17 protein-coding genes are annotated in these 14,649 nt (G+C 69.0%); 8 read left to right on the plus strand and 9 right to left on the minus strand.

Annotation, left to right across the window (positions count from 1 at the left end; genetic code table 11):
• Positions 1-18: 18 nt before the first annotated feature.
• The 8 genes from WNB94_RS09305 to WNB94_RS09340 all read right to left on the minus strand — a co-directional run bounded on the left by WNB94_RS09305 (position 19) and on the right by WNB94_RS09340 (position 6,660).
• On the minus strand, positions 19-726 hold the full coding sequence (locus WNB94_RS09305) for a pilus assembly PilX family protein (protein ID WP_341390028.1): 708 nt from the start codon (positions 724-726) through the stop codon (positions 19-21).
• Complete coding sequence (locus WNB94_RS09310) at positions 723-1,946, minus strand: PilW family protein (protein WP_341390029.1); 1,224 nt, start codon at positions 1,944-1,946, stop codon at positions 723-725. Before WNB94_RS09310 ends, WNB94_RS09305 begins: the two co-directional genes overlap by 4 nt.
• Positions 1,947-1,954: 8 nt before the next feature.
• Complete coding sequence (locus tag WNB94_RS09315; RefSeq protein WP_341390030.1) at positions 1,955-2,398, minus strand: type IV pilus modification PilV family protein; 444 nt, start codon at positions 2,396-2,398, stop codon at positions 1,955-1,957.
• 13 nt (positions 2,399-2,411) lie between these two features.
• Positions 2,412-3,140 (minus strand): GspH/FimT family pseudopilin, encoded by a 729-nt coding sequence (locus tag WNB94_RS09320; RefSeq protein WP_341390031.1) that lies wholly within the window; start codon positions 3,138-3,140, stop codon positions 2,412-2,414.
• Between the two features lie 7 nt (positions 3,141-3,147).
• Positions 3,148-3,639, minus strand: coding sequence for a type IV pilin protein (locus WNB94_RS09325; protein WP_341390032.1), 492 nt, complete (start codon positions 3,637-3,639; stop codon positions 3,148-3,150).
• A gap of 219 nt (positions 3,640-3,858) precedes the next feature.
• Positions 3,859-4,704, minus strand: a complete 846-nt coding sequence (locus WNB94_RS09330) for a sulfurtransferase (protein ID WP_341390033.1) — start codon at positions 4,702-4,704, stop codon at positions 3,859-3,861.
• 27 nt (positions 4,705-4,731) lie between these two features.
• Complete coding sequence (locus WNB94_RS09335; protein WP_341390034.1) at positions 4,732-5,655, minus strand: alpha/beta fold hydrolase; 924 nt, start codon at positions 5,653-5,655, stop codon at positions 4,732-4,734.
• Between the two features lie 27 nt (positions 5,656-5,682).
• Entirely contained in the window at positions 5,683-6,660 is a 978-nt protein-coding gene (locus WNB94_RS09340) for a tetratricopeptide repeat protein (protein ID WP_341390036.1), read from the minus strand.
• A 92-nt stretch (positions 6,661-6,752) separates the two neighbouring features.
• Between WNB94_RS09340 and purE the strand changes: the two genes are divergently transcribed.
• From purE to WNB94_RS09360, 4 genes are all read left to right on the plus strand, one after another.
• A complete protein-coding gene (purE, locus tag WNB94_RS09345; protein WP_341390038.1) occupies positions 6,753-7,289 on the plus strand; it encodes a 5-(carboxyamino)imidazole ribonucleotide mutase in 537 nt (178 codons plus the stop codon).
• Positions 7,286-8,470 (plus strand): 5-(carboxyamino)imidazole ribonucleotide synthase, encoded by a 1,185-nt coding sequence (locus WNB94_RS09350; protein ID WP_341390040.1) that lies wholly within the window; start codon positions 7,286-7,288, stop codon positions 8,468-8,470. The genes purE and WNB94_RS09350 overlap by 4 nt, the downstream gene beginning before the upstream one ends.
• Before the next feature lie 27 nt (positions 8,471-8,497).
• Positions 8,498-9,550, plus strand: a complete 1,053-nt coding sequence (locus tag WNB94_RS09355; RefSeq protein ID WP_341390041.1) for an L-threonylcarbamoyladenylate synthase — start codon at positions 8,498-8,500, stop codon at positions 9,548-9,550.
• Between the two features lie 85 nt (positions 9,551-9,635).
• On the plus strand, positions 9,636-10,880 hold the full coding sequence (locus tag WNB94_RS09360; RefSeq protein ID WP_341390042.1) for an SGNH/GDSL hydrolase family protein: 1,245 nt from the start codon (positions 9,636-9,638) through the stop codon (positions 10,878-10,880).
• Here WNB94_RS09360 and WNB94_RS09365 read toward each other — a convergent pair.
• On the minus strand, positions 10,835-12,382 hold the full coding sequence (locus WNB94_RS09365) for a D-alanyl-D-alanine carboxypeptidase/D-alanyl-D-alanine-endopeptidase (protein ID WP_341390043.1): 1,548 nt from the start codon (positions 12,380-12,382) through the stop codon (positions 10,835-10,837). The genes WNB94_RS09360 and WNB94_RS09365 overlap by 46 nt on opposite strands.
• On the opposite strand from WNB94_RS09365, the gene WNB94_RS09370 reads away from it, so the two are divergent.
• The 4 genes from WNB94_RS09370 to WNB94_RS09385 are packed head-to-tail and all read left to right on the plus strand — an operon-like array spanning position 12,381 to position 14,647.
• Positions 12,381-12,506, plus strand: a complete 126-nt coding sequence (locus tag WNB94_RS09370) for a hypothetical protein (protein ID WP_341390045.1) — start codon at positions 12,381-12,383, stop codon at positions 12,504-12,506. The genes WNB94_RS09365 and WNB94_RS09370 overlap by 2 nt on opposite strands.
• Before the next feature lie 25 nt (positions 12,507-12,531).
• Positions 12,532-13,305, plus strand: a complete 774-nt coding sequence (tsaB, locus tag WNB94_RS09375) for a tRNA (adenosine(37)-N6)-threonylcarbamoyltransferase complex dimerization subunit type 1 TsaB (protein WP_341390046.1) — start codon at positions 12,532-12,534, stop codon at positions 13,303-13,305.
• 15 nt (positions 13,306-13,320) lie between these two features.
• Positions 13,321-13,824, plus strand: a complete 504-nt coding sequence (gene rimI / locus WNB94_RS09380; protein ID WP_341390048.1) for a ribosomal protein S18-alanine N-acetyltransferase — start codon at positions 13,321-13,323, stop codon at positions 13,822-13,824.
• A complete protein-coding gene (locus tag WNB94_RS09385) occupies positions 13,811-14,647 on the plus strand; it encodes a uracil-DNA glycosylase (protein ID WP_341390049.1) in 837 nt (278 codons plus the stop codon). Before rimI ends, WNB94_RS09385 begins: the two co-directional genes overlap by 14 nt.
• Positions 14,648-14,649: the final 2 nt, after the last annotated feature.

Raw genomic sequence — 14,649 nt, forward strand, 5'->3', positions numbered from 1 at the left:
GGGTGTACTCCGGCAGTGTCAACGCTGAACAATCGTTTCGGTGTAGGTGGTGGTGTCGCGCGCCCCCTGGGCGCGTACCACGACGCGGTAGAGGATGCCTTCGGCCGTGGCGGTGAGCGGTTCTGGCCGGCTGTAATCCACCGCGCTCTTGTCCTGGGCCTCGCCCGCAGCTTGTGACGCGGGACGCACGCAGTCATTGCCCGTCGCCGCACCTGCGTTGCGGCACAGCCGGGTGATGCTGTAGCGCACATTGCCCAGCATGATGGTGCCTTGCCCATTGGGGGCTGGCCCGAAGATGAACAACTCGTTGCCAGGGGGGCATGGGTTGCCTGCGGCCACCCCTTCGGCCACCGTGATCGCACATTGCCCGTTGCCAGGGGCGTCGGGCTCGACGTCGTCTCGATCAGCGGAATCCACCAACGGCAGTTGGGCCTCAGGTGTCTGGATCGCCGTGGCCGTGGCTGCGTACAGCGCCGCACCGTCAATGGCGCCCTCCAGTGCGGTGCCATTGGCGGCCTGCTGGTCCAGCCACCGAATGGCCTCCTGGGTGCCTTGTTCAGCCAGGGCGGTCGTTTCTTGTTTGTAGCCCAGGTTGCCCAATACGAGGGTGCTGGTGTCGATCGACCGGATCAGCGCCACCGAAGCCACCGACAAGGCCACCAGGGCAAGCAGTGCAAAAATCAAGGACAGGCCGCGTTGCGAGCGTGTGTTGCCGGGCTTGCTCATGCGGGGCTCCAGACCTGGTTGCGCAGGGGAATCACGGTGTCGAACAGTTTGTAGCGGTAGTTGCGCCAGTCATCAGGATCAGCCGCCAGCACACCGTTGTTGGCCTGGTCGGCGCCCAGGCTGATCGACAGGCATTGCTGCACCGAGCCCACCACCGTGCCGTCTTCATCCTCGGTTTCAGTGCATGACGCAGCGCCGACGATCGTGCCGGCTGTGCCCACGATCCATTGCAGGGGGGTGCTGGTGGCGTAGCGCACCTGCCCATCGATGTTTTCCGGACGTTCCACGCGGTCGCTGCGTGCAACGATGGCCAGCCGCAAGTTGATCACCCGGCCCCATCCCGCCGCGCCATCGTTGGGTGCCGTCGGGGTGTAACGGTCGACAGCGCCGTCGCTGTTGTCGTCGATGCCGTAATAGGCCACCATGCGCACAATGCCGCGCGCCACCTCTTCGGTCACCCAGTTCAGGGTCGCGCGGTCAAAGCGGCGCATTTGCAGCACGTTGGTGGTGGGGTCCAGCCGGTATTCGCGCAGGTCGGGCCAATCGCCCAGGTTGACCAGGCTGGTGACGTCATCGCTGAAGCCGCCTGGCGGGGTCGCCGCGTCAGTGTCCTCACCCAGGCTTTCCACACTGGGGGTGATCTTGCGGTCTGCTTCGTTCAAGGTGCCCGCAGTGAAAGCCAGGCACCAGGCGGCGTTGCCGCTCCAGTCTCGGCGTGCAGCCATCATCACCGTGTTGGCTGCGAGGCCCAGGGTGGAGCCCACGACGAAGCCATTGCTGGCATTCGTGGTGATGGCATTCAGTCCTCGTGGGGCAGAGTAACCGCCTGCGCCGCTGGAGAATGTGCGGATGATGATGTTGCGCTCGCCCACCGCCTTGCCCGCCTCGGCCGCCGGGGTGATGATCTCGACGGGCAACAGCCTCAAGACCCCGTTGACGGCGGCATTGGGGGCGCCAGGCCAATTGATGGGGCAGCCGCGGTCGCCGCTGTGACCGATCAGGCCATAGCCCGCCGACTGGATCGTCTGGCTCAGCATGTACAGGGCCGTGGCGCCATTGATCTGCGCGTCAGAGCCGCTGGTGGTGGTGCGATTCTGGCTGTCTGCATTGATCATGACCTGCGCCACGATCAGGGTGGTGACCAGGCCCAGCACCATGGCCACCATCAGCTCGATCAGGGTCATGCCGCGTTGAGGCGGTGTGGGGGTGACTGAAAGCATGGCAGGCCTCATGAGGTGCTGATCTGAGAGGCGATCCGGTGGCGGCGCGGCGTGCCGTTGGCGGGGGTCCAGGTGATGACGATCTCGGCCATCCGTCCTTGTCCGCTCGCCGCCGGCAAGATGTTGATTTGCCCCAAGCCACTGGGCAGGCGGGTGCTGACCTTTTGTTGCCACGTCACGCAGGGGTCGTGGCTGTTGCAGGCCGCTTCATCGTAGTTGCCCAGGTTTTTGATGTCGCCCCACATCAAGCCCAGGGCTTCATTGGCAAGGAAACTGGCTTCTGCGCGCAACTCGGCTTCTGTCTGCGCCCTGGTCATGCTGCCTTGCAGGCCCACGAGGGCCAGCACACCAAAGCTGAAGATCAGCACGCTGACCAGCACCTCCAGCAGCATGACACCACCTTGGTGGGTACGGCCTGGTGTGTTGCGGCCCGTGGTTGGCATTGATCGCATGGAATGATTCATGTCAGCCCCCGCTACCCGTGTTGGCACTTTGGTCTGTGCCGTCGCCGGCACCTGCGCCATCGCCACCACCGTCGCCACCGCCATCGTCCACGTCGTCATCCGGGTCTCCGGCACCGGGGCAGGCGCGGGCGTCGTCGGCGTCCTGAATCGACTGGTCACAGCGCCGCATGCCACCGCTGGCGTCCAGGTCCAACTGCAGGGGGCGATCACCTTCGCTGGCGGTGCTGTAGGCCACCACGACGCGGTTGAGGTTGGCCGCCGGATTGGCGGCGCTGGTCACCACGCGGCCCAGGCCATCGAAGGTCACGCTGCTGGCGGCGGCGCCAGAGCCGCTGTTGCTGGCGGTCACGCCAATGGCACCGCCGCCTTGGCCCAAGCTGCCGCGCGCCACGATCATGGGCGACACCGTGAGGGAATCGGCCGTGCCACATTCGCCCGCAGGGCTGTCCACGCTGATCACCCAGCCGTTGGCATCGCCGCCGTTGGTCAAGGTGCAGTCAGCGTCCATGGTGCCCGGCGTGGGCAGGTTCACCAGCCAGAAGGTGATCTGGCGATTGCGGCGAACCGCTTCGTTGCGGGCCTGCTGCAGCCCGTTTTGAACGGTTTCAGTCACGTTGCGCAAGCGGGCATTGCGCAGCCAGTCGGAGATGCTGGGCGTGGCGGCCAAGGTGAGCAGGGCCAGCACGGCCATGGTCACCACCAGCTCGATGAGGGTGAATCCGCGCTTCATAGCCACCTCAATTGCAGTCGGCAGCCGACTTGGATGCCCAGCATGTCAGGGCCACGTTGGCCCCGGCGAACTGGGTGGTGCCCTGGGCGCCGCTCTGGTCGATGGTGTAGTCGTAGCCGATGACGCTGCCGCTGTTGCCGGCGGCCGTCAGCGTGTAGGTCTGCCCGTTGCCGGCGGCCACGCAGCTGTAGGTGAAGTTGTCAATGCGCCCCCCCAGCTCTGCGGCGGTCAGCGCGGCGGCGGCGGCCCCGGCACAGGTCACAGCCGCTGCATTGTCTGTGTAGCGGCGGTTGTCCTGGTAGTACTGCTCCATGCGGATGCGGTAGTTCGCCAGGTTGGTGAAGGCCTCTTGCAACTGGCCGCGGCGAACGTAGTCGGTGTACGCCGGATACGCCACGCTGGCCAGGATGGCCACGATGGCCACCGTGATCATCACTTCGATGAGGGTGAAGCCGGCCGCGAACAGGTGCGCGGGCTGAATAGGACGGATGCGGTGCATGCCATGCTCCCGTGAATACACGATTTCATGATCAGCTCGCCTGGTGTTTATGGTGGTGTGCGGCTCGATGTGAGTGGTCGCAGGGTGTGATCTTCGTCACGTTTTCAGGATGTGGGCAGGCGGGATGGCCCTAGCCCCCCATACCAACGGGGGGGTGGTGAACCGTTCGTCACGCCTTGGCGACCGTTGGTCTTACGGGTGTGCTGGGTGCACCACGGGTCATCCCTGACGGTGGCACCAGGCGCTCCATGACCCGGCGTACAACCGGCCCACGGGCCAGCCCGCGTGGGCCATGGCCAGCAGGTTGTGACAGGCGGTCACGCCCGAGCCGCACTGGTGCACCACCGAGTGGGCGGGGCGGCCCGCCAGCAGGGTTTCGAATTCAGCGCGCAGTTGATCGGCGGGCTTGAAGTGGCCGTTGTGCAGGTTCAGCTGGAAGAACCGGTTGGTGGCGCCAGGGATGTGGCCACCGATGGGGTCCAGGGTTTCGTTCTCGCCGCGGAAGCGGTCGGGGCTGCGGGCGTCCAGCAGCCATTGATGGGGTGGCAGGGTTTCGACGTCGGTCGTGGTGAGCACCATCTCGGGCTTGATGTGCACGACCACGTCGCCCGGGGCCGGGGTGGCGGCGAGGGTGTGGCTCACGGTGCCGCCCTGGGCCAGCCAGGCGGGCCAGCCGCCGTCCAGCACCTGCACGTGAGGGTGGCCGGCCCAGTGCGCAAGCCACCACAGGCGCGCGGCCATGGCGCCGCCCATGTCGTCGTAGGCCACGATGCGGGTGTTGGCGCGCACGCCCCAGCGGCGCAGGGTGGCCTGCCAGGCCTCGGGGCTGGGCAGCGGGTGACGGCCCTGGCGGCCATCCGGGGTTTTGGCGCCCGACAGGTCCTCGTCGAGGTGGGCGTACAGCGCGCCCGGGATGTGGCCCTGGGCATGCGCCTGCCTGCCAGCGTCGGTGTCGCTCAGCTGAAAGCGGCAGTCCAGCACCAGCAGGGGTTGGCCAGGCCCTTGCAGCAGGGCCTGTAACGCAGCCGCATCGATCAACGGTGGCAGGGCGGTGGGTGATGGCATGGTCTGGCTTTATGAAGGGATGGGGCTTCAGCGGCGCAACAAACCCTGCAGTGCATCGCACACGGCCTGTGGCGCTTCGTGCACCACCCAGTGCCCCACACCGGGCAGGCGCTGCACGTGCAGATCGGGCACGTGCGTGTCCAGTCCGTTCAGCAGTCCTGGCAGCAGGGCGGTGTCCGCTTCGCCCCAGAGCACGGTGGTGGGCGCGCCCACGCGCACGCTGTCATCGCTGATGTGCAGCGCCTCCAGCGCGCTGTGACCAGGCGCCAGGGGCGAGGCCCGGTAGTAGTTCAGCGGGCCGGTCAGCGGGTGAGGGCTGCCCGAGTCGCCGCGGGACGGTGCCCAATGAGTGCGCAGGCGGTCGACCAGCGCGGGCGACATCACCCCGCCCGCGCCAAACCGCTCGATCAGCGCCAGCAGCCCGGCATGGTCATGCGCGCTCAGGGCCTCCTCCGCGCCCGGTGCGCGCAGGTCGTTCATGTAGGCACTGGCGGCCTGCTGGGCCGGGCAGTGCTTCAGGTCGCGCACGAAGGTGGCCGTGTGCGGCGCATTCAGGATCAGCAGGCGCTGCAGCGACTGGGGGGCCATCGAGGCCAGCGTCCAGGCGATGGCGCCGCCCCAGTCGTGGCCGATGACGGCAGCGGCCGGGGTGTCCGGGGTGGCGGCCTGCAGGCGGATCAGCGCCAGCAGGTCGGCCACCACCTCGTGCGCGCGGTAGGCCTTCACCTCGGTCGGGGTGTGCGAGCCGGGGTAGCCGCGCAGGGCCGGGGCCACGCAGCGGTGAGTTGTGGCGAAGTGGGTGATCACTTCATCCCAGATGAAGGGCCCTTCGGGAAAGCCGTGCAGGAACAGCAGCAGGGGCGCGCCCACGGGGCCAGCCAAGCGGCAGTGCAGGAAGGGCTGCTCGCCCCGGATGGTGACGGGCAGGTCGATGCGCGTCTCGTGAATCACAGGTGTCACCCCAACAGCGCTGGAGGGTCAGAACAGCGCCATGCTCAGCTTGCGCCGGTACTGCTCGATCACCGGGTCGGCCGGGGTGGTTTCCATCTTGCCGGCGATCTCCAGCTTGGGCTTGCCATCGGCGGCGCCAGCGGGTGCGGCGGCCTTGCCTGCAGGCGCCTTGGGCTGAGGCTTGTTCATCACCTCCAGGATGGCCACGTAGGTCTTGCGGGCCAGCTCGTCGCTCCAGGCCTTGTCGCGCATGATGATCTCCAGCAGTTCGTCCATGGCCTGGGTGAACTCGCCGGCGGCCCAGAACAGTTGGGCCAGTTCAAACCGGGCGGCAAAGTCACGCTTGTTGGCGGCAATGGCTTCGGCCAGTGCGGCCGGGGCGCGGCCTTCGCGGGCGGCGGCAAAGGCCTGGATGTAGCGGCCAAAGGCGTTCACGCGCAGCTCGGGCACGGGGCCTTCGGCGCGGGCGGCCACCGGGGCGTAGGTGGCCTGGGCGGCCTCCAGGTCGCCCTCGGCGATCTGCAGCTTGATCAGGTCAAAGCGGGCTTCGTCGTTGGCGGGGTCGCGTGCCAGGGCGTCTTCCAGCAGGGCGCGGGCCGACTCCGGGTGCCCTTGGGCCAACGCGGCTTCGGCCTCCAGGGTTTCATCGGCCGAGGCCAGGGCGTCTTCGCTGGCCACGTGCTGGTCCAGAAAGCCGCGGATCTGCTCGGCGGGCAGCGCGCCCACAAAGCCGTCGATCGGGTTGCCGTCCTTGAACATCACGCAAAGCGGGATGGAGCGCACGCCGAACATCTTGGAGAGCTGCTGCGCGATCTCAGGGTACTGGTCGGCGTTGACCTTGGCCAGGATGAAGCGGCCTCCATATTCGGCTTCGAGCGACTCCAGCACCGGACCCAGCGATTTGCAGGGGCCGCACCACTCGGCCCAGATGTCCAGCAGCACGGGCACATGGACGCTGGCGTCGATCAGCTCGGTTTGGAAGTTTTCGTAGGTGATGTCGATCATGGTGGGCAGACAGGTGGCGCGCGGGCGCGATGGTTGGGGGGAGGCCCTAAAATCCGATCTTTGACGTGGTTCGACGAACGAAGGATGCAGCCGTGACGAATGCCGTGGGCACCAACACTGAACAACAGACCGTGAAGGTCGGGGTCGTCATGGGCTCCAGCAGCGACTGGGACGTCATGCGCCACGCCGCCGACATTCTGACCGAGTTTGGCGTGTCCTTCGAGGCGCAGGTGGTCTCGGCCCACCGCATGCCCGACGACATGTTCCGCTACGCCGAAGCCGCTGCCGATCGCGGCCTGGTGGCCATCATCGCCGGTGCCGGCGGGGCCGCCCACCTGCCGGGCATGCTGGCGGCCAAGACCACGGTGCCCGTGCTGGGCGTACCCGTGCCTTCGCGTCACCTGCAAGGGGTTGACTCGCTGCACTCCATCGTGCAGATGCCCAAGGGCATCCCGGTGGCCACGTTCGCCATCGGCACGGCCGGTGCGGGCAATGCGGCCTTGTTTGCGGTGGCCATGCTGGCCGGCAGTGACCCCGCCCTGCGCGCCCGGCTGGAGGCCTTCCGGGCCCGCCAGACTGAGGTCGCCCGCGCCATGACGAATGACCTGTCGATGGAGCCCAAGGCATGAGCGCCGCCAAGGACTTGATCTTGCCGGGCGCCACGCTGGGCGTCATGGGCGGTGGTCAGTTGGGCCGCATGTTCGTGCACGCCGCCCAAAGCATGGGCTACCGCACCGCCGTGCTCGACGCCGATGCCACCAGCCCGGCGGGCCTGGTGTCGCACGAGCACATCCGCACGCCCTACCTGGACGACGCCGGCCTGGCCGAGCTGGCCCGCGTGTCGGCCGCCATCACCACCGAGTTCGAGAACGTGCCCGCTGCCGCGCTGGACCAACTGGCCGCCACGCGCCCCGTGGCGCCCGCCGGCAGCGCCGTGGCCGTGTGCCAGGACCGCGCCCGAGAGAAAGCGCACTTTGTGGGCTGCGGCGTGGACTGCGCCCCGCACGCCCTCATCGAAACCCCCGAGCAACTGGCCGCCATCACCGACGACCTGCTGCCCGGCATCCTCAAGACCGCCCGCCTGGGTTACGACGGCAAGGGCCAGGTGCGCGTCAAGACCCGCGCCGAGCTGGAGGCGGCCTGGGCCGACCTGAAGCACGTGCCCTGCGTGCTCGAAAAAATGCTGCCCCTGGCCTACGAGGTCAGCGTCATCGTGGCGCGTGGCCGCGATGGTCAGGTGGTGCACTTCCCGCTGCAGCAAAACCTGCACCGCGACGGCATCCTGGCCGTCACCCAGGTGCCTGCGCCCAACGTGACGGCAGCCGTGTCGCAGCAGGCCTACCAGTTTGCTCACCAGATCGCTACGTCGTTGAACTACGTGGGCGTGCTGTGCATCGAGTTCTTCGTGCTGACCGATGGCCGCATCGTGGCCAACGAAATGGCCCCGCGCCCACACAACAGTGGCCACCACACCATCGATGCGTGCGACGTCTCGCAGTTCGAGCTGCAGGTGCGCGCCATGACCGGCCTGCCCCTGGTCGAGCCCGTGCTGCACAGCCCCTGTGTGATGCTCAACCTGCTGGGCGATCTGTGGTTCCCGGTGGTGAATGGCCAGCGCGTGGCCGAGCAGCGTGAGCCGGACTGGGCGGCGGTGCTGGCCCTGTCGGGCACCCACCTGCACCTGTACGGCAAGACCGAAGCCCGCGTGGCGCGCAAGATGGGCCACCTCACCATCACCGGCGACACGCCTGAGGCGGCCCGTGCCACGGCCCTGAAGGCCGCAGCCATCCTGGGCATCGAGCCCTTCTGAGTCGTCAGACCCTCTGAGGCCCCGCCCATGCGCCTGCTCGACCCCCTGCTGCAGCCCGACGCCATCGAGCAGGCCGCCCAACGCCTGGTGGAGGGCGGCCTGCTGGCCCTGCCCACCGAGACGGTGTATGGCCTGGGCGCCCGCGCCGATGACGATGCCGCCGTGGCCCGCATCTTTGCCGCCAAGGGGCGCCCGACCGACCACCCGCTGATCGTGCACGTGCCCAATCGCCACGCGGCCTTGCATTTTGTCTCGGCTTTCCCGCCGGTGGCGCAGCGCCTGGTCGAGGCCTTCTGGCCTGGCCCCCTGACCGTGATCGTGCCGCGCGCGGCCGACATGGCCACGGCGGCGGCCGGTGGCCACGACACCATCGGCTTGCGCTGCCCGGACCACCCGGTGGCGCTGAAGTTGCTCGAGGCCTGCGCCGCGCGCGATGTGCTGGGCGTGGCCGCCCCCAGCGCCAACCGCTTTGGGCGCATCAGTCCCACCCGTGCCGACCATGTGGTCGACGAGTTTCAAGAGGCGGGCCCAGGCCTGGACGAGGTCTGGGTGCTGGATGGCGGCCCCTGCGAGGTGGGCATCGAATCCACCATCGTGGACTGCTCGCGCGGCCACCCCGTGCTGCTGCGCCCTGGGCGCCTGACGCTGGCCGAGATCGAGGCGGTGGCCGGTGAGCCGGTGCAGTGGTCCCGCCCCGAGGCGCCCGATCCCAGCGCCCCCAAGGCCTCAGGCACCCTGATGGCCCATTACGCGCCACGCGCCAAGGTGCGACTGATGACCGAAGGCGAGCTCAACGAGGCCCTGGACGTGCTGGAAACAGAACTGCCGCGCATGCCGGCAGAGTCCCACCGCTGGGTGGTGGCGGTGTATTCACGCAGCCTGTGGGCGCACCGCGCACCCCACCCGGGCGTGTTGCACCGGGCCATGCCGGGGGATGCCATCACGGCGGCCCACGAGTTGTTTGCCGACCTGCGCGACATGGACGCCCATGCCGTGGGTGACATCTGGGTGGAGGCCCCGCCCACCGACCCCGCCTGGGACGGCGTCCGTGACCGATTGAGTCGGGCGGCGGCGGCCTGAGCCGAGTCGTGGCAGACTCACGCCCTGTATCGAAGCCTGTACCGATGGCCCGCCACCAGGGCCTGCCTGTTTGTTCGGAGCCCTCATGCTGCTTGCCGCCTCTGCCGTTTCCCGCCCAACCCTGCGCCGCCTGGCGCTGACCGCCCTGGCCGCAGCCACTCTGGGCTTGAGCGCCTGCGGTGGTGGCGACCGTGCCGAAGAGTACCAACCCAAGGCCATGCTGGTGTTTGGCGACGAGCACAGCGCATTCACCACCATCACGGTGGCCGGTGGCGGCAGCCCGGACAAAACGTTACAGCCCATCACCTGGGCGGTGGACACCGTGGTGGGGGGCATCTTGCGGGTGTGTGAGGCTGCGACGGCCTGTGACGATCCTGATTCGGCCGACGTGATCACCGAGGTCGGGGCGTTCTCGCCCAGCACGACTCAGACCTTGCGCTATGAGGTGGGCACCGATGCGGATGCGCCTCGCACGGTGTGGGCCTTCCAGGAGGGCACATTCACGCCAGACGGTGGGACAGCGCGTGCGGCCCAGCGTGTGTTTGCCCTGGTCTACGACTGTGCAGCCAGTTCGGTGTGGGTCAAGGGCGTGGCCCGTTCGTTTGGCCTGGGTTTCGGCGCACAGACCGACTGCAGTTCTGACGGTGCTGGCGCCACCAATTACGCCGAGGCCGGCGCCAAAGTGGCCGATGTCATCTCTGCGCTGCAGACTCGCCGCGGTCAGATGAAAGAAGACGTGCTGGTGACCGTGATGGTCGGCCAGAACGACATCATCGAACAGTACGAGATCGTCAAGGCCGCCGGGTACACCAACAGTTCGATCCAGGCCGCCGAGGCCGTCCTGGCCGAGCGCGGGCGTGCCCTGGCCAGCGCCATCAAGTCGGTCACCGACACCGGGGCCAAGGTCATCTTGGTCAAAACCCCCAACCTCAAGCGCTCGCCGTTTGCCATCAGTGAAGGTCGTGGGTCGGTGCTCAACGACTTGAGCGAGGCCCTGAACCAGGCCGTGTACGTCAACCCTGAAATCAGCCGCCTGGGCCGCTCGGTGGCGGGGGTGGACACCAACGACATCGCCTTGGTGGACACCACCACCTCTGGCTACACCAACGAGGTTGCGGCCTGTGACCCAGCGCTGCTGTTTGATCCGGCCACCAACACCCTGGTGCCTGAGACCAGCCTGGACGACATGCCTCGTGTGTGCACGTCCTTCACCCTGAAGTCCGGCATCACCCCGTCGGCGTACATCTGGGCGACGCCCCGTCACCTGGGCCCGGGCGCGCAAAGCTACATCGGCTCACTGGCCTTCAACCGGGCCGCCGACCAGTTCTGATCGTTGCGCACCCAGTTCAGCAAGGCGTCCAGCCAGGGGCGCGCCTTGCTGGACTGTTCGTGGTTCACCACCGCCACCACCACGTAACGCTGCCCTGACAGGCCCAGCACGTAGCCGGCCACGCCGGCCACCCCGTCCAGCGATCCTGTCTTGACGTGGGCTTGGCCTGCGGCGCCCGACCAGCGTCGCGTCGTGCCGTCCAGCCCGGGCACCGGCAACGAGGCCATGAACTCCGGCATCACGGGGCTGCGCCACAGACGGCTCAACCACAAGCCCATGCACCGGGCGGAGCTGCCCTCGGTGCGCGACAGGCCCGACCCATTGTCCAGCGCCAGGGTGTCGGGGCCGCACGCTGCCACGTCGCGGCTCACCGACTGCGCCAACATCAACCGCGCGTCGCTCAGGCCCAGGCCGGGGCGCTCTGGCAGGCTCAGCATCAACTGCCGGGCCATCACGTTGTTGCTGTACTTGTTGATGTCACGCACCACGTCGGTCAGCGGGGGCGACTCCCAGGCCTGCCACACCGGCAGTTGGGCGGGCCACGAACCGCTCACCAGGCGCCCTTGCCAGGTGCCGCCCAACTGTGTCCACAGGGCCCTGATCACCCGCTCTGCATGGTCGCCCGGGCCGTGGCCTGTCCACAGCAAAGGCCATTGGACCTGCTCGCACGCCACAGGCAGGGGGCCTTGCACCTTCAGCACCCAGGGCGGCAGGGCGGTGGTGGCCGTGGCCTGCGGGGCGGTGGCTTGTGGGGCCGGGCCTGCCGTCACGCTCAGGCGGCCGCGCCAGGCCCCACAAGCGCGGGGGGCGGCTTCAGCGCGCAAGCCCGAGGTGTCCACCTCCACCCCGGCCAGCGGTGGGCTGAGTTGGGCCTGCCAGCCCTGGTCGGGGTCGTGGCGCAGCACCAGGGTGGTGGCCTGGTGGGCAATCAGCAGGGGGTCCGGGCCCGCGTTGTAGGGCCGCCAGGGCTCGCCGTCAAAGGCGGCCGGGTCATGTTCGGGGCGGGCAAACACGCTGCGGTCGACCACGATGTCGCCCTCCAGGTGTTGCAGCCCGGCCTGTCGCCAACTGCTCAGCCAGCTCAGCAGGCGCGTGGCGTCCAGGCTGGGATCCCCCGAGGCGCGCCAGTACAGCGGGCCTTGGAGGTGACCAGCTTGTGGCCCCTGGGTGGGCAGTGCGGCCCCCAGGCCCACCTCGGTGCGCCAGCGGCGGGCGGGGCCCCAGTGCATCAGGGCCGCGCCGGTGGTGAACAGCTTCATCAGCGAGGCCATGGCACGCGGCGCCTGATCGTTCAGGGCCACCCGCACCGGGGTGTCGGTGCGCAGCGGCAGCGTGTCGCCCACGGGCGCCACCCAGACCGACACCGCCGACATCGGGATCCCTGCTGGCAAGGCGGGCAAGGCTGGCAAGGCGGGCGCCTGGGCCCGGGCCGGGCCGCCCAGGCCGCAGCCCATGAGCAAGACCGTGAGTCCCCCCAAGAACGCACCCCTGAACGGATGCATGAGCCGTCCGGCCATCGGCCGGCCCGACGCAGAGGATGGCGGGGAAGGCAAAGAAGGCGAGGAAGGCAAGGCGCGCGCAGCACTCATCATCGTGTCATCGTACGCCAGCCCGCGCGTGCGGTGACGACAGCGCGGCTACACTGCGACCCATGTTGGAAAATGACCTGGTGCCTGAGGCTTGGCCCGTTTTGTTGGCGATGGACACCGCCACCGATCGGGTGCACCTGGCGCTGCACGATGGGGCGCAGGTGCACAGCGTGAGCCTGCCCGGTGGCGCCCAGGCGTCCTCCACCTTGTTGCCGTCGATGCAGCAATTGCTGGCCGACCATGGGCGTGCCTGGGGCGAGGTGCAGGCGCTGGCGTGCGGCCTGGGGCCGGGCGCGTTCACGGGCCTGCGCACCGCCTGCTCGGTGGCTCAGGGCCTGGCCTTGGGCCTGGCGTGCCCCGTGATGGGGCTCGACACCCTCATGGCCGTGGCCGAAGACGCGCGTCAGCGCCACCCCGCCAGGGTGGCGGCAGGGCAGCGCGTGTGGGTGCTGCAGGATGCCCGCATGGCCGAGTTATACGTGGCCGCGTACGAGTGGGACGGCCAGCGCTGGCACGAGGTGGTGCCCGCCGCGCTGTGGCCACAAGACGAGCCGGCCCGGCGCTGGGCGGTGGCCACGGCAGACGAGCCCGGCCTGGTTCTGGTGGGCAGCGGCCTGGCGGTGTGGCCCGAATCCCTCAGCCCCACGTTGTTGGCTCGGGGTGCCCACCTGGATGACCAGGCGGTGCCCTCCGGGGCGGCGCTCATCGCGCTGGCCGGCGAGGCCTGGCGCCGCGACCAGACCACCGATGCGGCCTTGTTGCTGCCACGTTATGTGCGCGACAAGGTGGCCCAAACCACGGCCGAGCGTCTGCAGTCGCGCCAGGCCGCCGCCTGACCCGGGGCCCGAACCATGGACCGTGCTCCTTCCAATGTGCGCTGGGTGGACCGCCCCCTGGTCGAGGCCGACATCGCGGCGGTGGTGGCCATGGAGCAGGACGCCTGCACCCATGCCCTGCACGCCTGGACGCCCGAAAACTACCGTTCGTCCATCCGCGCGGGTTACTGGGCCCGCGTGCGTTGCGAGGCCGAGTCCGGCCAGATCGTGGCCGTGTGTGTGGCCATGGACGGCTTCGACGAGGTTCACCTGCTCAACATCGCTGTGGCGCGAGCCTGGCACGGGCAGGGCCTGGCCCGGGCGCTGCTGGCCATCCTGGAGGCGCGCTGTCATGACCGTCAGGCCGCGCGCATCTGGCTGGAGGTGCGGCCCAGCAATGTCCGCGCCCGCGCGCTCTACACCCAACTGGGCTACGAGTCTGTCGGGCTGCGCAAGCAGTACTACCCGGCCGAACAAGGGCGTGAAGACGCCATCGTGATGCGCCGTGTCCTGCCAGGAGGGCCCGATGCGCTGGACTGAGCAACAACTGGCCATGCTGCGCGAGATGGGGGTGCCGCCCTTCTGGCCCCAGACCCCGGTGGGCGAGCCACCGGTGGCCAGGGCGTCCGAGCCCACGCCGCCCACGTCGCCCGAGCCGCCCACGCCTCCCACGCCGCCCGAACCCACCGCCGCCCGACGGCCTGCAGCCCCGGCCGCTGCGCCACCGGCGCCAGCCCCGGCCTCGGTGGCGGTGCCTGTGGCCGCCCCGGCCCTCCACCTGGACTGGCCTGCCTTGCGTGACGCCGTTCAGGCCTGCCAGGCCTGTGGCTTGTCGGCCAGTCGCACGCAGACGGTGTTCGGCGTGGGCCATCCACGTGCGCACTGGATGCTGGTGGGCGAGGCCCCGGGCGAGCAGGAGGACCGGCAAGGCGAGCCCTTCGTTGGTCGGGCCGGGCAGCTGCTCGACCGCATGCTGCAGGCCGTGGGACTGACCCGCGGGGCGTCAGGGCCCGAGCAGCAGGTCTACATCGCCAACGTGATCAAGTGCCGCCCACCGGCCAATCGCAACCCGCAGCCGCAGGAGGTGGCGCAGTGCGCGCCCTACCTGTCGCGGCAACTGGCGCTGGTCCAGCCCCGCATCGTGCTGGCCATGGGCCGGTTCGCGGCGCAAACCCTGTTGAAGACCGATGCACCGATCGGTCGCCTGCGTGGGCAGGTGCACCGCCTGGACAGCGGGGTGCCCGTGGTGGTCACCTACCACCCGGCCTACCTGTTGCGCAATCCGGCCGACAAGGCCCTGGTGTGGGATGACCTGTGCCTGGCGCGCGAGGTGCTGGCGTCCGTGGACGCCGCCGCAGGCTGAGC

It is taken from the genome of Aquabacterium sp. A3 (assembly GCF_038069945.1).
Taxonomy (GTDB): domain Bacteria; phylum Pseudomonadota; class Gammaproteobacteria; order Burkholderiales; family Burkholderiaceae_C; genus Aquabacterium.